Consider the following 19,002-nt stretch of genomic DNA (forward strand, 5'->3'; position numbering starts at 1 on the left):
GGCCTGCAGCGGTGTTTGAATGCGAGTCATGAAACCCGACTTCTCCGTAGTTCTCGAGGGATACACCTACTTCGAGTGTCCGCGCTGGCACGACGGCCGCATCTGGGTGTCCGACTTCTACAGCGGCCGCGTGCTTTCGGCGAATGCGGACGGTTCCGACGCGACCGTCGAAGCCGAGGTTCCGCAGCAGCCGTCGGGACTCGGGTGGCTTCCCGACGGCCGTCTGCTGGTCGTCTCCATGAAGGACCACACCATTCTCCGACGGGAGGACGACGGGTCTCTCGTCGTGCATGCCGATCTGTCGTCGTACGTGGATGCGAACCTCAACGACATGCTGGTCGACGACCGCGGCCGTGCCTACGTCGGCAATTTCGGGTTCGATCTGATGAATCTGGCCCAGCCGTCGACCGCCGATTTGATCCGCGTCGATCCGGACGGGTCGGCACACGTCGTCGCGAAGGATCTGTATTTCCCGAACGGGATGGCACTGACGCCCGACGGCGAACTGCTGGTCGACGAGACCGTCGGCAACCGGGTGAGTGTGTTCTCGGTCCACCCGGACGGTTCGCTCGGGGAGCGTCGGGACTGGGCGAAGTTCGCCGAACTTCCCGACATGACGGACATGACGACGGCGCTCGGCCAGCTGGTCGTCGCCGCGGACGGATGTGCCATCGACACCGACGGATCGTTGTGGGCCGCTGATGCGCTCGGTCAGCGGATCGTGCACATCGAACCAGGGAAGGGCATCGTCGACCAGCTCGAATTCGACACCGGCGTCTTCGCGTGCGGGTTCGGCGGCGACGATGGACGCACGCTGTTCGTCTGTGCGGCACCCGATTTCAACGAGCATCAGCGCAAGGTCGAGACGGAAGGGAAACTCCTCGCGGTGCGCGTGTAGAGCGTCGGGGGCCGCGGGTAGTCGTCTCGTATGACTTCCCATCGAGACACCGTCGACCAGCTCATGGCCGACAGCACCACCTACGCCGAGGAAGCGGACATCACGCTGCACGACAAGCCGTCACCGCTGTTCGAGCTGCTCGTGTTGTCGCTACTGCTCAGTACCCGCATCTCGGCGAGCATCGCGGTGGCGGCGGCGCGTGAGCTGTGGGCATCGGGGTACCGAACACCGAAGAAGATGGCCGACGCCGGTTGGCAGGATCTCGTCGACGCGTTGGGTCGCGGACACTACAAGCGGTACGACGAAAGTACGGCGACGCGGCTGCAGAAGCTCGGCGCGCGCGTCGGCGACGAATACGGCGGTGACCTCAGGGGTCTGGCCGAGAAGGCCGACGGCGACGTCGGAACCGCGAAGAAACTGATCCAGGAATTCGAGGGCATCGGTCCGACCGGCTCGGACATCTTCCTGCGCGAGGTACAGGACGTGTGGCCGTGGGTCGGGCCGTACTTCGACCAGAAGACGCTCGACGAGGCGAAGAAGCTCGGCCTCCCGACGGATCGGGACGAACTGGCAAGGCTCGCACCGAAAGGAAAAGCCGCGGCATTCGCCGCGGCTTTGATCCGGGAGGCGCTTCGCTAGCGCTCAGCGCATGTGCACGAAAATACGTAGCGGGCTATGTATTTTCGTGCACGTGCGGTCACGCCTTGTCGGGTTCGGAGGCTTTCAGCATGTCGTGACGCTCGACGACTTTGACGCGTTCGCGGCCTTCGGGTTCGCCGAGGGAGCGTTCGTGGGCGTCGAGGCGGTACCAGCCGTCCCAGGTGGTGAAGGGGACCTGCTTGCTTTCGAGGAAGTCGATGACGGCCTGCTCGGTGGGCTCGGTGGCGCCGTCGAAGTTCGGTGCGTCTTCGAGTAGGCAGGCGACGGTTTCGTTGGCGTCGCCTTTGGTGTGGCCGATGAGGCCGACGGGTCCGCGTTTGATCCAGCCGGTGACGTAGGTGGCGGGCACGTGTGCGCCGTTGTCCTGGACGCGACCGGCTTCGTTGGGGATGGTGCCGGCTTGTTCGTCGAAGGGCAGGGCTTTGATGTTCTGGGAGAGGTAGCCGACGGCACGGTAGACCGCTTGGACGTCCCATTGGTTGTATTTTCCGGTGCCGCGGACGTTGCCGGTGCCGTCGAGTTCGGTGCGTTCGGTGCGCAGGCCGACGACTTTGCCGTTGTCGCCGAGGATTTCGGTGGGGGATTCGAAGAAGTGCAGGAACAGTTTGTGGGGGCGGTCGCCGACGTCGCGGATGGCCCAGTCCTGCAGGGTGTTGGCGACCATGTCGACTTGCTTGGAGCCGCGGCGGGCGGCTTCGGAGCCTTCGTCGTAGTCGATGTCCTCGGGGGCGACGATGACTTCGATGTTCGGTGAGTGGTCGAGTTCGCGCAGTTCCAGGGGGGTGAATTTGGCTTGTGCGGGGCCGCGGCGGCCGAAGACGTGGACTTCGACGGCTTTGTTGGCTTTGAGGCCTTCGTAGACGTTGGCGGGGATTTCGGTGGGGAGGAGTTCGTCGCCGGTTTTGGCGAGGACGCGGGCGACGTCGAGGGCGACGTTGCCGACGCCGAGCACGGCGACTTTTTCGGCGTCGAGGGGCCAGGTGCGGGGGACGTCGGGGTGGCCGTCGTACCAGGAGACGAAGTCGGCGGCGCCGTAGCTGCCGTCGAGGTCGATGCCGGGGATATTCAGGGCGCGGTCGGCGTTGGCGCCGGTGGAGAAGATGACGGCGTCGTAGAAGCGGCGTAGGTCTTCGAGGGTGATGTCGGTGCCGTAGTCGATGTTGCCGAGGAGGCGGACCTGTGGTTTGTCGAGGACTTTGTGCAGGGCGGTGATGATGCCTTTGATGCGGGGGTGGTCGGGTGCGACGCCGTAGCGGATCAGGCCGAAGGGCGCGGGCATGCGTTCGAACAGGTCGATACTGACATCGGTGTCGGACTTCATGAGAGCGTCGGCGGCATAGATGCCGGCTGGTCCAGCGCCCACAATGGCGACGCGGAGTGGACGAGTCTGATCAGTCATGTGCAGCGAACTACCTTCGTCGACGAAACGTACGGACAGCCCAGCATAAATTAAGCATTACCTGATCTGGGCTGCTGGTCCTGGTTCCAGGCTACGTCGCGCGATCCGCAGTCTCCACAACCTCGGGGGTTGAGGTATTCCCCTTATTCGGGTAGGAATTGCATCGTGCATACGACATATCTCGTCCGGCGACTCGCCGTCGACTTCTGCCGTACGTGCACCAACGCGCGCTGTCGGTGACCACACCCGACGCACTGCCGGGTCCCGTCGAGACCCATCTTTCGATTCCACAGCCCGGGCGGGCTGTTCACCCAGTTTATTTTCATGCGCGCATACCGTTGCAGCAGTAGAGCATTGGAGTACCGATGACCACTCTCGAAACCCCGGTAATTCTGACCGTCGACAAGTTCGGCCCGAGTTTCGGTGCCGAGGTGATCGGTCTCGACGTGGCGTCTGCGTCCGATGCCGAAATACTCGCGATCCGCACGGCTCTCGTCGAGCACAAGGTTCTCGTGCTGCGCGGACAGTCGCTCGACGATGCAGGGCAGATCGAATTCGGTCGACGCCTCGGCGAGCTGACGGCCGGCCATCCGGTGCATCACAGCGGTGACGTCGCGGCCGAGGTCTACGCGCTCGACTCGCAGGACAACGGGTTCGCCGACGTCTGGCACACCGACGTGACGTTCATGCAGCGTCCGCCGATGGGGTCGATTCTCCGGCCCGTCGTACTCCCTCCGCACGGCGGCGACACGAACTGGGCCGACAGTCAGCTCGCGTACGAGTCGCTGGCCGCGCCGGTGCGCCAGATGATCGACCAGCTCACCGCGGTGCACGACGGCAATCGCGAATTCGGCTACTACCTCGCGCACAAGCGCGGCGGCAAGGGCAACGTGTGGGACGGCGCCGAGGTGACGTCGCTGGTACCCGTCGAACATCCGGTGGTTCGGGTGCACCCGGAGACGGGACGCAAGGGCATCTTCGTCAACCCGGGATTCACGTCCCACATCGTCGGAGTGTCCGAAGCCGAGAGCCGCGGCATCCTCGACTTCCTGTACGCGCATCTGACGAAACCCGAGCACGTGGTGCGTCACCGCTGGCGCCTCGGCGACCTGGTGCTGTGGGACAACCGCAGCACCTCGCATTACGCGAACCGCGACTACGGGACCGCTCACCGCAAGATGCACCGCATCACGTTGCGCGGCGACATACCTGTCGGACCCCAGCAGTAGCCGGAGTTCGCCGGGCGGGGAAGATTGGCACATGGCGTCTTGGCGGGAACGTAGGCAACAGTGGGTCGACAGCCGTGAGGAAGCGCAGAACAACGCGTCGGCAGCAGCTGCCGACGCGGGTGAACGACGCGCACCCACGGCCTGGCCGTTTCTGATCGCGGTCGGCATCGTCGTCGTGATCCTCGCCGGCATCTTCATCGCTGCACGGTTCGCCCCCGCCGAGAACAACGTCACGCAGGCGCAGCTGATGACCGATGCGATCACCGAGTTCGTCGACGCGCAGAACACCGGTGACGCGGCCGCCCTGCGCGAGACGACGTGTTCGCAGCAGGTCGACGCCCTGATCACCGGTTCCGACGCCGACTACAGCGCTGCCAGGGCAGCCGACGTCGAGCAGAACGGCAAACTCGTCGTGGACGGTGCCCCCACCGATTACGAGGTGAACGGCGACCGCGGAGTCGCTACTGTTCCGACGAAGCTCGAGAAGTCGGGAACGACGACGAACGACGAGTGGAAATTCGTGCGCGTGGACGACAAGTGGCTGGTCTGCAATGTGTACTCGGGTTGAATTCATGAAAGGCTGAATCCGTGACTTATGCAGGTGACATAACCCCGCAGGCAGCGTGGGAGCTGCTTCGCGAGAACCCGGAAGCCGTCCTGGTGGACGTCCGAACTCACGCCGAGTGGCAGTACGTCGGCGTCCCCGACACGTCGTCGATCGAGCGCCCGACGCATCTCATCGAGTGGGTCAGCTACCCGAACGGTGCGCGCAACGTGAACTTCGTCGAACAGCTGAAGGAAGCCGGAGTCGACGGCGAACGTCCCGTGGTGTTCCTGTGCCGGTCCGGCCAGCGGTCGATCGGTGCCGCCGAAGCCGCGACGGCGGCGGGCATCGGGCCGTCGTACAACGTTCTCGACGGGTTCGAAGGTGCGACGGACCCAGAGGGCCACCGCGGTGCTGTGGGTTGGCGTGCGGTCGGTTTGCCGTGGAGGCAGTCATGAGTATTCCCAAGGGCGGAGGCTTTTCGAAGCCGTTGCCAGAGGACGTAGGTCAGGGGACGCTGGGTGTCCGCGGCGGCTTGATGCGGTCCGGGTTCGACGAGAACGCCGAGGCGCTCTACCTGTCGTCCGGATTCGTGTACGAGAGCGCGGGTGCGGCCGAGCAGGCGTTCACCGGCGAGATCGACCACTTCGTGTACTCGCGCTACGGCAACCCGACGGTCCGCATGTTCGAGGAACGTCTGCGGCTGATCGAGGGCGCCGAGGCGTGCTTCGGGACGTCGAGCGGCATGTCCGCGGTGTTCGTCGCGCTGGGTGCATTGCTGAAGGCAGGCGACCGGTTGGTCGCGGCACGCAGCCTGTTCGGTTCGTGTTTCGTCGTCTGCAACGAGATCCTGCCGCGCTGGGGTGTCGAGACCGTCTTCGTCGACGGTGAGGACAACGCGCAGTGGGAAGAGGCGCTGTCGGTTCCGACGACGGCGGTGTTCTTCGAGACGCCGTCGAACCCGATGCAGTCGCTCGTCGACGTCGAGCGGGTCTCCGAGCTGGCGCACGCGGCCGGCGCAACCGTGGTGTTGGACAACGTCTTTGCGACTCCGTTGCTGCAGAACAGTCTGGCGCTGGGAGCGGACGTCGTCGTCTACTCGGGTACCAAGCACATCGACGGCCAGGGCCGTGTCCTCGGCGGGGCGATTCTCGGGAGCAAGGAGTACATCGACGGTCCGGTGCAGACGCTCATGCGCCACACCGGTCCGGCGTTGAGTCCGTTCAATGCGTGGACTCTGCTGAAGGGTCTCGAGACGATGCCTGTGCGCGTTCGACATTCGACGCAGAGCGCACTCGAAATCGCGCGGTTCCTCGAAGGGCACCCAGGGGTGTCGTGGGTCAAGTACCCCTACCTCGAATCGCACCCGCAGCACGAGCTCGCGAAGAAGCAGATGAAAGGCGGCGGCACCGTCGTCACGTTCGAACTGGACGCGCCGGAAGGCGAAGGCAAGAAGCGTGCGTTCGAACTGCTCGACGCGCTCCGAATCGTCGACATCTCGAACAATCTGGGTGACGCGAAGACGCTGATCACCCACCCCGCGACGACGACGCACCGCGCGATGGGCCCGGAAGGTCGTGCGGCAGTCGGGCTTTCGGACGGTGTCGTGCGCATCTCCGTCGGCCTCGAGGACGTCGAGGATCTCATCGCGGATCTGCAGCAGGCGCTTCGCTAACGCTCAGCGCACGTGAGCGCGAATGTACAGCCGGCTGTACATTCGCGCTCACGAGGCGCGGAGCGCCTCCAGAACAGTCCTGAATTTCGCTGTCGTCTCGGCGAGTTCGGCGTCGGGGTCGGAGGCTTCGACGATGCCTCCGCCCGCCGTCGCGACCGCTGACAGGCCGTCGGCCGCGAGTTCGAGGCATCGGATGGACACCATCCATTCGCCGTCGCCCGTGGAGTCCGTCCATCCGACAGCGCCCGCGTAGAAGCCGCGCGGGCCCTCGATGTCCGCGATCGTCTGCATGGCTGCGGCGCGCGGAACGCCCGCGACGGCAGCGGTCGGATGCAGCGCGAGCGCGAGATCCAGTGCTGTCGTGGACGAGTCGCGCAGAGTGCCGGTGATCGGCGAGCTCAGATGCCACAGCTGAGGCGTCGAACTGAGTTGTGGTGTCTCGGGGACTTCGATTGTCGCGCACAATGGTTCGAGTGCTGCGCGAATCTCGTCGACGACGAACCGGTGTTCCGCTTGATCTTTCGCACTCGCGGCCAGACGTTCGGCGATCGCTGCATCGGTGTCGGGGTCGTCGCTGCGCGCCGCCGTACCGGCGAACGGGTGGCAGCTGACCGTGGTGCCGCGTCGTCGTACGAGAAGTTCCGGACTCGAGCCGACGAGGTGCCTACCCTCGTAATCGGTTCCGGCAGAGGACAGGTCGACGCTGTAACCGTTGCCCAGTGGGTCGGCTCGAACGAGTGCGGCGAGCAGCGACAGCGGGTCGATCGGCGAATCGGCGACGAGTTCGAGAGCACGCGCGAGCACCACTTTCTGTGCTGCGCCCTGCCGGAGCGCGTTCACGACCTCCCGCACGCGTTCGACATGCACGCCCGACGCGGGCTGCTGGCGTCCGACATGCACGTGGGGTAGCGGTGGCAAGGAGACACGGGAAGCCCACGGCCCGTCGGTCCTGGTCAGGTCGACGGGCTGAACGAGCGCGACAGGATCACCGATGTCGAACGGGACCGCGCCGACGACGGCACGACCGGACTGCATGGCCTCCGGCAGCGTCGAGAACCGGTGCTCGACGCCGGTTGCCTCGACGGTGCAGTCGCGTCGGGACAGCACGAAGTGCGGTAGAGCCGACATCAGAACGGCGACTGGGTGCGTCCGACGAGGTCTGCGACCGAGTTGATGACTTTCGTCGGCCGGTAAGGGTAGTGCTCGACCGATGCGGTGGTCGAGATGCCGGTCAGCACGAGGATGGTCTGCAGACCGGCTTCGAGACCGGAGACGACGTCGGTGTCCATCCGGTCGCCGATCATCAGTGTGCTCTCGGAGTGACCGCCGATCGCGCGCAGCGCGGAACGCATCATCAGTGCGTTCGGCTTGCCGACGTAGTAGGGCTCGCGGCCGGTGGCCTTGGTGATCAGTGCGGCGACGGACCCGGTCGCGGGTAGCGATCCGTCACGGGACGGACCGGTGGCGTCGGGGTTGGTCGCGATGAAGCGTGCGCCCTTTTCGACGAGTCGAATGGCCGTCGTGATGGCTTCGAAGGAGTACGTTCGTGTCTCGCCGAGCACGACGTAGTCGGGGTTGGAATCGGTGAGTACGTAGCCGATGTCGTGCAAGGCCGTCGTCAGACCGGATTCGCCGACGACATAGGCGCTGCCGCGGGGACGCTGGTTGCCGAGGAAATTCGCCGTGGCCAGGGCGGACGTCCAGATCGCCGACTCCGGGATCTTCAGGCCGGTCCGTTCGAGCCTGGCCTGCAGGTCGCGCGGAGTTCGGATCGAGTTGTTCGTCAGCACGATGAACGGGATGTCGTTCGCCTCCAGCTCGGCGACGAACGCGTCGGCGCCGGGGATGAGGTGATCTTCGTGGACGAGAACGCCGTCCATGTCCATCAGGTAGGTCCAACGCTGCGGTTCGTCCGGTGAGCTCACCTCACCATTGTGCGCTATCCGGCTTTCTTCGACTGCGCGCGCTGCAGTGAGCGCTCACGGGCGGTCATGCCGCCCCATACTCCGAACGGTTCGCCCGCGGCCAGAGCGAACTGGCGGCACTGCGCGATGACCGGGCATGTCCTGCACACGATCTTCGCGGCATCCTCTCGTTGTCGACGAGCCGTGCGGCCCTCACCCGACGGTGAGAAGAAGATTTCCGAATCGGCGCCGCGGCAGACCGCGTCGAGCTGCCACTGCCACGCTTCTGTTGTGGGTGCCATGTAGCGATGATGTCGCGTGAGAAGACCGGCGAGAAGGTTTGCAATCATCCAGCGTCTAATTGTTTCGTGAACTTTTGGAGCGGTCGAATTGCCATGGTCTCCGGTGGCGCACTGGTCGGCTCGACGCTGGCTGAGCGCGATATGGGCGAATTCGAGCCGACGCTGTCGGTCGTCGTGGCCGCGATCGTCGCGGCGTGCGTCGTGCTGCAGGTTCGAAGTGCGAAAGCCGGGTCGACGACGGTATGCGTGGGTGCCGCTGTGCTGGTGGCGTCGATGTGGTCGGGTTCGTTGTTGGATGGTGTCGGCGCCGGGCTGATACTCGGCGGACTCTTGGCCCTGGCGGATACCGACGATCGTGCCTGGTTGCAGAGTGCGTTGGCGACGGGCGTTGTCGTCGGGGCGCTGAGGCCCGTCGAATCGATCCCGCGTCGGTACGCCGACTACCTGTCGGACGGGTCCGACGCGTCCGACGGGCTTGCATGGGTACTGCTGGTGGCGACGGTCGTGGCTGTTCTCTGGACCCTGACGACCTCGGGTTTCGGGCAGATCCGAGATCCCGATCGGTCATCGCGGGTCGGAATCGTGGTGATCGGCGTGGGAATACCGCTCGTAGCGTTGCTGACGCGTTGGTGGTTCGCCCAGCAGCTCGGCCCGCCGCCGTCGTACGCGGAGTGGGTCGCCGGGGGAGCGCTCGTGGCTGCCGTCGTCGCCGCGGCGTTCGTGTCGAGGGAGACGACGGGTGTGGTGTTGCTGGCCGGGCTGGCTGTGTCCGTCGTCGACCGTGGGGCTTTCGTCGTCGAAAGCCGGTGGTTTCTGGTCTTTCCCGTCGCGGCGGCCGTCGTGGGATCGGTCGTCGGCCGGAGGTGGCCCGCTCCTGTAGTCGGGTTCGGGATGCTCGCTCTCGTGACCGTGCCGACGGTGTTCGACATATGGGTGGATCCGGTCGTCCTGCTGCCTGTGGCCGTATACCTATTCGCGTCGTGCCTGCCGTCGAACGGGGCGCTCACTGCCGTGGGAGTGCTCGGGCCGCTTCTGTTGTTCGTGCCGTTCGCCGAGCACTACGGGTGGACGGCGATCACGGCTACCGACAACCGGACGGTGAGCTCGTTCGTGGGCGACGCCCCCGCTTACGACGAGCAGGCTCTCGCAGCGGTCGTGACGATCCTGCTGTGCGGCGTTGTCGCGTGGACGTTGACCCGGCACTCGAATCAGAACGGTGGTGGTCGGTAATTCTCGCGGGCTGTGACGATGGCGCGGTGTTCGAGGAATCGTTCGCGAAGGTAGACGGCGTCGTCGCGTTCCTGTGAAGTGCGGGCGCGTGCGATGTCGCCGAGTGTCGGCACGTTGGTCACCGTCTCGGGGTTCAACAGCCGACCCCAGTCGGTGTCGGTGTCGGTGATGTTCTGTTCCCACCAGGTGGGTTCGTAAAGTTCGTCGGAGGGTTCGTCGTCCGGTGGTGGTTCCGTCGGTCTCTCCTCACCGACGACTAGAACTGCCGCAGAGCGCTCGTCTTCGATAGTGGTCGGCAGTGGACGTGGTTTCCGATTGTGTACGAAGGTGTCCGGTACCAGGACGGTGCCGTAGTTCGACGGGGTGATGCGTTGCAGTCCTGAGGTCGAAGTCCAGATGATGGCGTCGCCGGCGAGTCGTGCTGCGGCCCAGAGCTTCAGGGTCTTGGCTTGGTGATGGAAGTGGCACAGCGGCTGGAGGTTGGCGCGGATGGTCCAGCCGCCTGCTCGGGGGTTGGTGTGGTCGAAGGGAACGATGTGGTCGATCTCGCAGGCTGCTGCGGGCACACTGCACCCAGGGAATGTGCAGGTGGAGAACGTCGCGCGTGTGAGTGCGACGAGTTCTGCCGTGGGGCGGTAGGTCAGTGCTGCCGGTGGCGGTTCGGTGTGTCCACCGTGGCCGTCGGGGTGAATGCCCTTCGCGAGTGCGGGGTCTGCGGCTGCGGCATCGAGAAACCGCGAAATCATCTCGGAAAGAGCGACATCGCGGCCCGGGCGTAGGCGCCGGCGTACCGCACGCGGGAGTGAGCAGGAAATGGAGGTGGTGCAGGGGATCAGCGCTGCGCTCAGAGGCCCGACCGGATGGATTCGGCCGCGTTTGATCGGGCGGTAGGCAATGGGTCGGTGGTCGGTCGGGCGGTGAGCTGTCTGGTCGGCGACATCTTCAGCTGCGCTCGGGTTTTCGTGGTCGGCGGCCACGGTGTCATCGGGTTCGTCTGTACCGCCCGCATTCTCACTTCCCGCACGCTCGCTGCCCGAATGTTCTTCCTGCGCCACCGCGGAGTCGACATCCTCGGCCGTGTGGTCTGCAGACTCCTCCGCCTCGACGCCGTGTCCTTCTTCCGCGCGGATGTCCTCGATGAGTTCGGTGAGAATCATCTGCAGTCGGGAGTCGCCAGCGAGCCGTCGGGCTGTGTCGGGGTCGAGGATGGTGCCGTCGCTGAGGGTTGCGGGTCGGTCGGTGAGTCCGAGGAGGGTTTCGATGTCTACGGTGACTTGCAACAGGTGTGGACGTCGCTTGGAGTGATGCTCCTGCTGTCCGCTGACCGGGCATACGTCGGTTTCGCACATGCAGGCGATGAAGTCCTGGCGGTAGACGAGAGCCATGACGGCGTAGCCACGGAGTTGCTTCTTCGTTCGTGGGTCGCGGGAGCAGACGGTGCCTGCGAGTTCGTCGAGCACGGCGTTGATTTCGGCGCCCTCGAGACTGCTCATTCTGGCGCGGAGGGTGGCCATGCCGTCGTCGCCTCGAATGACGTCGGCGCGTCGTTCTTCGGATTCGACTTTCTTACGCGCTGCTGCGGCCTCGTCGGGGTCGTGTTCGATCCACAGGCTCCAGATGCGGTCGCGGAGGGGGCCGACGGTGGTGCGCAGTGCGGTGGCGAGGACGTCGTCCTCGATCGCGTGGACGGTATCGTCGGATGCCTTCTCGAGCACCAGGGCGATGGTGCGGACCCTAGGGTAGTCGATATCGCCTGCGGTGAAAGCGGCGTCGACTGCGGGCAGTCGCCAGGCGAGCTGTTCGCCGATGGTCATCATGTCGCCGGTGACGGTGCGCGACAAGGACAAGGCGACCGACGCCTCGCACTGGACGGTGCGTTTGGCGAGTGCGATGTCGGGTTCGCCGTCGCCGGATTCGTGGATGTCGGCTTCGGCGCAGAAGCGGAGCTCGAACAGGGCGTGCAGGTTGTGGACCATCGTTGCGGCGGCGATGTTCTCGGCGCGGCGATTGCCGGCGAGCGTCGCCAACAGTTCCGACGCCTCCGCGTCGGCGGCACGACGGATAGCGTCCGCCTCGCCTGAATTGTCAACGCCCCCCGGCATTCCCATGCCCATTACGATAGTCGAACATGTGTTCGAATGCAAGGAAGGCGGCCCACTACGTCGACCGCGCAGGTTGCAGCGCACGCGCACGTTGCAACCTGCGCGCTTGCTGGAAGGTGCGCGGCCGGACGCGAACGGTCGAAACCCGCAAGAGTTCGAATCACCGTGATTCGAAGTCGAAGCTCAAGCGCCGCAATGCAATCGAAAACCGGAGACTTGACGGCTGTACTAGGTACCGAATACATTCCTGTCACCATCCAGAGCGACCTAGAGACCTGGCTCGTCGACGTCGCAGCAACCCCCTTCCTCACGGAAGGTGTGGGTGCTACCGCCAGGACCGATGGAGGAAGCACATGAGCTGCGCACTGTGTCAACGACGGGCAATACGGCGACTCCTGCACGTCGACCTGTGCCGCGTGGGCGCCTGTAGCTGTACCTGCAGATAGTCCCGCCACACACCACACCTCCACCAGAAAGCTTGTTTCGGTGACTCAATTGCAAGCTCGGCCCGCGTCGGCCGAACCGCAGATCGACGACGAGGACCTCGTCGTCGCCAAGAAGTGGCACCCGTGGCGCTGGGTCGTCAGCATCGCGGTCCTCGTGCTGGTCGCGCAGTTCCTGCACGGCCTCGCGACCAACCCGGGATGGGATTGGGGAACGTTCGCTCAGTACTTCACGGCGGCGTCCGTCATGTCCGCGCTGTGGCTGACCATTCAGCTGACGTTCTGGGGCACGCTCATCGGGTTCGCGATCGGCATCGCGCTCGCCGTGTCTCGCCTGTCGAACAACCCTGTGCTGCAGGTCATCTCCTGGTTCTACATCTGGGCGTTCAGGTCGATTCCCCTCATCGTGCAGTTGCTGTTCTGGTTCAACATCGCCTACCTCTACCAAACTCTCACGCTCGGAATCCCCTTCGGTCCCGCGTTCTTCGAGTTCGACGTGAACAACGTGATCAGCGGTTCGACGGCCGCCATCATCGGTCTCGCGTTGCACCAGGCTGCGTACTCGGCCGAGATCGTCAGGGCGGGCATCATCTCCGTCGACCAAGGCCAGTTGGAAGCGGCTGCTGCACTGGGCATTCCGAAGCGTCGTGAATTCTTCAAGATCGTCCTGCCACAAGCGATGCGAGGGATCCTCCCGAACGCCGCCAACGAGGTCATCAGCCTGTTCAAGGGCACCTCGATCGTGTCCGTCATGGCCATCGCCGAGCTGTTCTACCAGGTTCAAGTCATCTACGGCCGCAACGGGCGGGTCGTTCCGCTGCTCATGGTCGCGACCATCTGGTACATCATCCTCACGTCGATCCTGTCGGTCGTCCAGTTCTACGTAGAACGGCACTACGCCAAGGGTGCGGTGCGCACCATCCCTCTGACGCCGATCCAGAAGATACGCAAGCGGCTCGCCGAGACCACCCTCGCGCCTCGGGGAGCAACCCGATGACCGCCGCACCGGAGAACTCGAAGTACGCCGTCGAAGTCCGCGGCATACACAAGTCGTTCGGACCTCTCGAAGTGCTGAGGGGCGTCGACCTCGTCGTTCGCCCGGGCGAGGTCACCGTCATCATCGGCCCGTCCGGATCCGGTAAGTCCACGCTGCTGCGCACCCTCAACCACCTCGAAAAGGTGGATCAAGGCACGGTCAGGGTCGACGGCAATCTCGTCGGCTACCGCCGCAAGGGCAACAAACTGCACGAGCTCAGCAACAAGGACATCCTGAAGCAGCGTTCGCAGATCGGCTTCGTCTTCCAGAACTTCAACCTGTTCCCGCACCTCACCGTGCTCGAGAACGTGATCGAAGCACCGATCTCGGCGCAGAAGCGGAGGCGCGCCGACGTCGAGCCCGAAGCTCTGGCTCTGCTCGAACGCGTTGGCTTGAAAGAGAAGGCGCACGACTACCCGCGCAGATTGTCCGGCGGCCAGCAGCAGCGCGTCGCCATCGCCCGAGCACTCGCGTTGCGCCCCAAAGTGATTCTGTTCGACGAGCCCACATCGGCACTCGACCCCGAACTCGTCGGCGAGGTTCTCGAAGTCATTCGGGGGCTCGCTCGCGAAGGCGCGACACTCGTCATCGTCACGCACGAGGTCGGTTTCGCCAAGGAGATCGCCGACACGGTCGTCTTCATGGACGGTGGACAGATCGTCGAGAGCGGCACGCCCACAGAACTTTTCGACAACACCCGAGAGGAGCGCACCAAAGCGTTCCTCGCCCACGTTCTCTGAACTCGAGGAAAAGCCATGCCCAGATTCAACCGAGGACTCCTCGTCCTCGCGTCTGCCCTCTCCGCTGCTGCACTTACGCTCACCGCGTGCAGTGAACCCACCGCCGAATCGGAGGTAGTGACCGAGGACGGTCAGACCTTCGACCTCTCGCCTGAGCAGTCCACCCGCGTTCACGCCGACAAGGTCGACGAGATCGCCGCGAAAGTTCCGCAGACCATTCGTGATTCAGGCGTCCTGACGATTGCTGGAACTGCCGGTACCGCCCCGCCGCTGCGCTTCTACGCGACCGACGACAAGACCGTCGTCGGCTCCGAAGTGGATTTCGGCATCCTCATCGCCGACATTCTGGGTCTGAAGCCGGAGATCACCGTCGCCGACTGGGCGCAGAACTTCGTCAAGATCGACTCCGGTGAGAACGACGTCTTCATCTCCAACGTCACCGTCACCGAGGAGCGCAAGGACAAGTACGACTTCGCGACGTACCGTCTCGACAACCTCGCCTTCGAGACTCAGAAGGACACGGACTGGGTCGTGAACGGCCGTCAGGACATCGCAGGCAAGAAAATCGGTGTCGGATCCGGTACCAACCAGGAACAACTTCTGGTCGAGTGGAACGAAGCCAACATCGCCGAGGGTCTCGCGCCGGCCGAGATCGCATACTACCAGAACACCTCCGACTACTACCTTGCGCTGTCGTCCAAGCGCATCGACGGCTACGTCGGACCCAACCCGTCCGCCGTCTACCACGCGGCCACCAGCGGTGACAGCAAGATCATCGGCACGGTGTCCGGTGCGGGCGACGCCCTGCAAGGCGAAATCGCCGTGACCACCAAGAAGGACAACGGTCTGATCGTCGCGATCCAGGAGGCGATCAACCACGCCATCGAGGACGGCGATTACCAGAAGGTCATCGACCGCTGGGGGCTGAAGGACGAGGTTGTCACCGAGTCCGTGATTAACCCGCAGGGCCTGCCCCGCAAGGCTGGATAGACCCAGGCATGAAAGTAGTAGTGGTCGGCGGCGGCGTGATCGGAACAGCATCGGCGTGGATTCTCGCGCGCCGAGGCCACCAGGTCACCCTGCTCGAGCAGTTCGAGCCCGGCCACAAGAACGGTGCGTCACACGGCAGTTCGCGCATCTTCCGGCACGCCTATGCGGACGACTACTACGTATCGCTCGCATCACGCGCCCACACACTGTGGCGTGAGCTCGAGAACAACACGGGCACTGAACTTCTCACACTCACGGGTGCCGTGGACCACGGCTTGCCCGCTACCGTGACACCCCGCGCCGACGCCTTGGCTCGCGCGGGGCTCACTGCCGAAATTCTGCACCCGAACGAGGCGCGGCGGCGCTGGCCCGGGTTGGCGTTCGACACGACAGTCCTGCATCATCCCGATGCCGGACGGTTGGATGCGGACGGAAGTGTTGCCGCCTTCGTCGTCGCGGCCCGAAACGCCGGTGCCGCTGTGCATTACGGAAGCCCGGTGCGGGAGATCACCGCGTCGGACGTGTCGACGGATGCTCGGACCTTTCCGGCCGACCATATCGTCGTCGCGGCAGGTGCATGGTCGTCGAAAGTTCTCGGCAGCCGGGTGGACCTTCCCTCACTCGTCACTACTCAGGAACAACCTGCACATTTTCTGCCCACCATCGACGCCGACTGGCCGAGCGTCATTCACCATCCTGGTGCAGAACTCCGCACCGAAGGAATCTACGGACTGCAGGGCACCGAGGGGATCAAGATCGGCGAGCACGGCACCGGTCCGGTGATAGACCCCGACGACAGGGACTTCACTCCACGCCCCGACGGCATCGAACGGCTGAAGGCGTACGCCAGAACCTGGCTGCCCGGGGTGGATGCAGACTCCGCCGACCCCCTGACCTGCCTGTACACGACCACGCCTGATTCGAACTTCGTGGTCGATCGCATCGGACATCTCACGGTTGCCGCCGGTTTCTCGGGCCACGGGTTCAAATTCGCGCCTGCGATCGGTGAGTTGGTCGCCGATCTGGTCGATGGAGAGCCGACGCCGGAGCTTTTTCGACTGGGTGTGCGTCCTGGCAGCGATGTTTCCTAGCGATCGGGAATGGAATACAGTCGTGCCCGGTTCGTACAACTGAACACACACCATCCAGAGCGACCGAGAGACCTTGGCTCGACGACGTCGCAGCAACCATCACGCCACGCGCGTGGGGGTGCTCCTGCCAGGATCGATGGAGGGAAACGTAATTGACCACGTCATACGAGCAGGGCGCATTGCAGTTCGTGGCCGTTCACCAGAACGACCCGCTGGCCGCGCCGCTGATCGAGGAACTCGCGCTCGAATATGCGACGCGCTACGGCCGCACTCCCGGTGAGCAGTACAGCGAACTTCGTTCCTATCCGGCGGAGGAATTCGCCCCACCGGGCGGCTCTCTCGTCGTCGCCATCTCGGGCGGCCAACCCGTCGCAGGAGGTGCGTTCCGGCAGTACGACGCCACGACCGCCGAGCTGAAGCGAATCTGGACTGCATCGACACACCGCAAACGGGGTCTCGGCAAACTCGTCGTCGCAGAACTCGAACGCATCGCCGCCCTGCGTGGATACTCCCGCATCTACCTGACGACGGGGTGGCGCCAGCCGGAAGCCGTCGCGCTGTACTTGTCCACCGGGTACACCCCGCTCTACGACAGGTCGATCCCGGCCGAGGACGTCGGCCCTCACCCGTTCGAGAAGCTTCTCGTCTGTGAGGGTGCCGCATGAAGTTTCTGCTGATGAGCCTTGTGTCGCATCGGCCCGACCCCATTTCCGGTGACAAGACGACCCCGGCGCAGCGATTCCGGGAGGTCGTCGACACCGCGGTTCTCGCCGAAGAATTGGGTTACGACGGTTTCGCCGTCGGTGAGCGCCACGAGGATCCGTTCATTTCGGCGTCGCCGCCGGTGGTGTTGAGCAACATCGCTGCTCGCACGTCGACCATCGGATTGTTCACGGCCGTAACCACGTTGAGCCTCCTCGATCCGGTGCGCGCCTTCGAGGACTATTCGACGCTCGACAACCTGTCCGATGGCCGACTCGAATTGATCATCGGCAAGGGCAACGGGAGTGCCCAGGCCGCATTGTTTCACGTGACACCCGAGGATCAGTGGGATCGTAATCGTGAAGGCTACGAACTGTTTCGCACGTTGTGGGACAGCGACAGCGTCACGTGGTCCGGTCGTTTCCGGCCTCCTCTCGTCGACGCGAAAGCTCTACCTCGCCCGTTGCAGTCCAGAATTCGCATCTGGCACGGCAGTGCGACAAGCAGGGAATCCGTGGATCTGGCTGCACGGCATGGGGATCCGATCTTCTCCGCCAACGTCACCAATCCGCCCGAGCCGTACGCCGAACTGATTCGCCATTACCGTGAGCGCTGGGCGCACTACGGTCGTCGTCCCGAGGACGCCCTCGTGGGCGCTGGCACTGCCGGCTTCCATGTCGCCGCGACGTCGCAGGAGGCCGTTGCCGCATACCGTTTCACGTTCGAGGCACGGCTGGCGGCGCAACGCAGCGCTGGAATCCCGGTCGTCTTCGACTCCCTCGAAGACCTCGTCGAGCGCAGTTCCGCGCTGATCGGCAGCCCCGAGCAGGTGATCGACAAGATCGGTCGGTATCACGAACAGTTCGGTCACGAGGTCATCCATCTCAGCGCGGATGCCGACGGTATCCCCGCGCGTCAGCAGCGTCGTAGCCTGGAGTTGTTCCAGTCCGACGTCGCACCCGTGATACGCGAGTGGATTCCGAGCCGACCACTCGCCGCAGCCAAGGCCCTGAAAGAGGTTCTCGTATGAGTATTTTCGCCGTCGGAATCGAGTTGGACGGGGAGGGTGCTCATCCACGCGCGGCGCGGCGTGCGAACCAGCCGTCGAGCGGGTCGATCAGCGGAAAGACGCTGTCGCGTCGCGTCGCGGCCGCCGAGAATGCGGGTTTCACGTTCGCCACGTTCGACGACTCGATCCTCCCGCCGTCCGGCGACGTACGCGCGAGGGTCGACGCCGTCGCCCGCGCCTCGTTCGTCGCGGCGACCACGTCCACGATCGGACTCGTCCCGGTCGTCGGCACGACGTACGCCGAGCCGTTCCACACGTCTTCGCAGCTTGCGACGCTCGACTACTCGTCGCGCGGACGTGCCGGATGGATCCCGATTCGTGTGACCGACCCGGCGGCGGCCCGCGCGTGGGGCCGACCCGAAGTGACGTCCGATGCGGATCGCACTCGCGAGCAACGAGACTCGATCACCGTCGCTCGACAACTGTGGGATTCGTGGGAGGACGACGCTGTCATCCGCCACGTCGCGAGCGGGCGTTTCCTCGACCGCGACAAGCTGCACTACGTCGACTTCCAGGGCGAGTCGTTCTCGGTGAAAGGCCCGGCGATCGTGCCGCGCCCACCGCAGGGACAGCTCGTCGTGTTCGGCACGGAGGACGAGCGCGACCTCGTCGACGTCGTCCTCGTCCGCGAGACACCCTCGGCGCGGACGGACGCGCTCACCGTCGTCGAAATCGACGTCGCGCTCGACACCGCGGACGCAACTGCGGCCGAGCGACTCGAATCACTCGGTGCCGCAACGGCATCGGGTCGAACGAGCTACTCCGGTCCTGCAGCCGGCCTGACGGAACTGCTCACCGATCTGGCCTCCACAGCAGACGGGGTTCGGCTGTTCCCGACGGTCGTCGACGAGGACCTACCGGTGCTGGGTCGGTACGTCCTGCCCGAGCTGTTCCAGACAGGCGTCGCGCATCGCCCGGTTCCAGGATCGACGTTCCGCGACAACCTCGGTCTTGCCCGGCCGGCCAATCGTTACGAGAGGGTCTGAAC

Annotated in this window: 19 protein-coding genes and 2 riboswitches; of the genes, 14 read left to right on the forward strand and 5 right to left on the reverse strand. The window is 64.7% G+C overall.

Features of this window, described 5'->3' with window-relative positions; translation table 11 throughout:
- Positions 1–28: 28 nt before the first annotated feature.
- Both HQ354_RS13615 and HQ354_RS13620 read left to right on the forward strand, forming a co-directional pair.
- On the forward strand, positions 29–898 hold the full coding sequence (locus HQ354_RS13615) for an SMP-30/gluconolactonase/LRE family protein (RefSeq protein WP_371828783.1): 870 nt from the start codon (positions 29–31) through the stop codon (positions 896–898).
- A gap of 30 nt (positions 899–928) precedes the next feature.
- Positions 929–1,537 carry an endonuclease gene (locus HQ354_RS13620; protein ID WP_167679278.1) on the forward strand — a complete coding sequence of 203 codons (609 nt, stop codon included), beginning with the start codon at positions 929–931 and terminating at the stop codon, positions 1,535–1,537.
- A 58-nt stretch (positions 1,538–1,595) separates the two neighbouring features.
- On the opposite strand, the gene HQ354_RS13625 is transcribed toward HQ354_RS13620, so the two are convergent.
- Positions 1,596–2,957, reverse strand: a complete 1,362-nt coding sequence (locus tag HQ354_RS13625) for an FAD-dependent oxidoreductase (protein ID WP_222634828.1) — start codon at positions 2,955–2,957, stop codon at positions 1,596–1,598.
- 365 nt (positions 2,958–3,322) lie between these two features.
- Here HQ354_RS13625 and HQ354_RS13630 point away from each other — a divergent pair, with 365 nt between their 5' ends.
- The 4 genes from HQ354_RS13630 to HQ354_RS13645 are packed head-to-tail and all read left to right on the forward strand — an operon-like array spanning position 3,323 to position 6,405.
- Positions 3,323–4,186 (forward strand): TauD/TfdA family dioxygenase, encoded by an 864-nt coding sequence (locus HQ354_RS13630; RefSeq protein ID WP_114328587.1) that lies wholly within the window; start codon positions 3,323–3,325, stop codon positions 4,184–4,186.
- 31 nt (positions 4,187–4,217) lie between these two features.
- Positions 4,218–4,754 carry a hypothetical protein gene (locus tag HQ354_RS13635; RefSeq protein WP_068421948.1) on the forward strand — a complete coding sequence of 179 codons (537 nt, stop codon included), beginning with the start codon at positions 4,218–4,220 and terminating at the stop codon, positions 4,752–4,754.
- A 20-nt stretch (positions 4,755–4,774) separates the two neighbouring features.
- Positions 4,775–5,188, forward strand: a complete 414-nt coding sequence (locus tag HQ354_RS13640; RefSeq protein ID WP_222634829.1) for a rhodanese-like domain-containing protein — start codon at positions 4,775–4,777, stop codon at positions 5,186–5,188.
- On the forward strand, positions 5,185–6,405 hold the full coding sequence (locus HQ354_RS13645; protein WP_222634830.1) for an O-succinylhomoserine sulfhydrylase: 1,221 nt from the start codon (positions 5,185–5,187) through the stop codon (positions 6,403–6,405). Before HQ354_RS13640 ends, HQ354_RS13645 begins: the two co-directional genes overlap by 4 nt.
- A gap of 48 nt (positions 6,406–6,453) precedes the next feature.
- On the opposite strand, the gene HQ354_RS13650 is transcribed toward HQ354_RS13645, so the two are convergent.
- From HQ354_RS13650 to HQ354_RS13660, 3 genes are read right to left on the reverse strand one after another with little or no spacing between them, the layout of a single operon-like run.
- Positions 6,454–7,533, reverse strand: coding sequence for an isochorismate synthase MenF (locus HQ354_RS13650; protein WP_222634831.1), 1,080 nt, complete (start codon positions 7,531–7,533; stop codon positions 6,454–6,456).
- Entirely contained in the window at positions 7,533–8,291 is a 759-nt protein-coding gene (locus HQ354_RS13655) for an HAD-IIA family hydrolase (protein WP_206031296.1), read from the reverse strand. Before HQ354_RS13655 ends, HQ354_RS13650 begins: the two co-directional genes overlap by 1 nt.
- A gap of 53 nt (positions 8,292–8,344) precedes the next feature.
- Positions 8,345–8,611: a WhiB family transcriptional regulator gene (locus HQ354_RS13660; protein WP_222634832.1), complete on the reverse strand. Its 267-nt coding sequence runs from the start codon at positions 8,609–8,611 to the stop codon at positions 8,345–8,347.
- Between the two features lie 66 nt (positions 8,612–8,677).
- Here HQ354_RS13660 and HQ354_RS13665 point away from each other — a divergent pair, with 66 nt between their 5' ends.
- Positions 8,678–9,841 (forward strand): hypothetical protein, encoded by a 1,164-nt coding sequence (locus tag HQ354_RS13665; protein ID WP_222634833.1) that lies wholly within the window; start codon positions 8,678–8,680, stop codon positions 9,839–9,841.
- Here HQ354_RS13665 and HQ354_RS13670 read toward each other — a convergent pair.
- Positions 9,820–11,949 carry an HNH endonuclease signature motif containing protein gene (locus tag HQ354_RS13670; RefSeq protein ID WP_240931430.1) on the reverse strand — a complete coding sequence of 710 codons (2,130 nt, stop codon included), beginning with the start codon at positions 11,947–11,949 and terminating at the stop codon, positions 9,820–9,822. The two genes, HQ354_RS13665 and HQ354_RS13670, sit on opposite strands and share 22 nt — an antisense overlap.
- Positions 11,950–12,193: 244 nt before the next feature.
- Positions 12,194–12,290, forward strand: a riboswitch (SAM riboswitch).
- A gap of 139 nt (positions 12,291–12,429) precedes the next feature.
- Between HQ354_RS13670 and HQ354_RS13675 the strand changes: the two genes are divergently transcribed.
- The 7 genes from HQ354_RS13675 to HQ354_RS13705 all read left to right on the forward strand — a co-directional run bounded on the left by HQ354_RS13675 (position 12,430) and on the right by HQ354_RS13705 (position 19,000).
- Positions 12,430–13,383, forward strand: coding sequence for an amino acid ABC transporter permease (locus HQ354_RS13675; RefSeq protein WP_374107339.1), 954 nt, complete (start codon positions 12,430–12,432; stop codon positions 13,381–13,383).
- Positions 13,380–14,162 (forward strand): amino acid ABC transporter ATP-binding protein, encoded by a 783-nt coding sequence (locus tag HQ354_RS13680; protein ID WP_167678893.1) that lies wholly within the window; start codon positions 13,380–13,382, stop codon positions 14,160–14,162. The genes HQ354_RS13675 and HQ354_RS13680 overlap by 4 nt, the downstream gene beginning before the upstream one ends.
- A 15-nt stretch (positions 14,163–14,177) precedes the next feature.
- Positions 14,178–15,152 (forward strand): ABC transporter substrate-binding protein, encoded by a 975-nt coding sequence (locus HQ354_RS13685; RefSeq protein WP_167678895.1) that lies wholly within the window; start codon positions 14,178–14,180, stop codon positions 15,150–15,152.
- Positions 15,153–15,160: 8 nt separating this feature from the next.
- Positions 15,161–16,243 (forward strand): FAD-dependent oxidoreductase, encoded by a 1,083-nt coding sequence (locus tag HQ354_RS13690; RefSeq protein WP_167678897.1) that lies wholly within the window; start codon positions 15,161–15,163, stop codon positions 16,241–16,243.
- A gap of 47 nt (positions 16,244–16,290) precedes the next feature.
- Positions 16,291–16,386, forward strand: a riboswitch (SAM riboswitch).
- Between the two features lie 9 nt (positions 16,387–16,395).
- The gene (locus tag HQ354_RS13695; RefSeq protein WP_167678899.1) at positions 16,396–16,908 is read left to right on the forward strand and encodes a GNAT family N-acetyltransferase; all 513 of its coding nucleotides are present in this window, start codon (positions 16,396–16,398) and stop codon (positions 16,906–16,908) included.
- Positions 16,905–17,975 (forward strand): LLM class flavin-dependent oxidoreductase, encoded by a 1,071-nt coding sequence (locus tag HQ354_RS13700; RefSeq protein WP_167678901.1) that lies wholly within the window; start codon positions 16,905–16,907, stop codon positions 17,973–17,975. The genes HQ354_RS13695 and HQ354_RS13700 overlap by 4 nt, the downstream gene beginning before the upstream one ends.
- On the forward strand, positions 17,972–19,000 hold the full coding sequence (locus HQ354_RS13705; RefSeq protein ID WP_167678903.1) for an LLM class flavin-dependent oxidoreductase: 1,029 nt from the start codon (positions 17,972–17,974) through the stop codon (positions 18,998–19,000). Before HQ354_RS13700 ends, HQ354_RS13705 begins: the two co-directional genes overlap by 4 nt.
- Positions 19,001–19,002 lie beyond the last annotated feature (2 nt).

It is taken from the genome of Rhodococcus sp. BP-261 (assembly GCF_019835205.1).
GTDB lineage: Bacteria > Actinomycetota > Actinomycetes > Mycobacteriales > Mycobacteriaceae > Rhodococcoides > Rhodococcoides kyotonensis_B.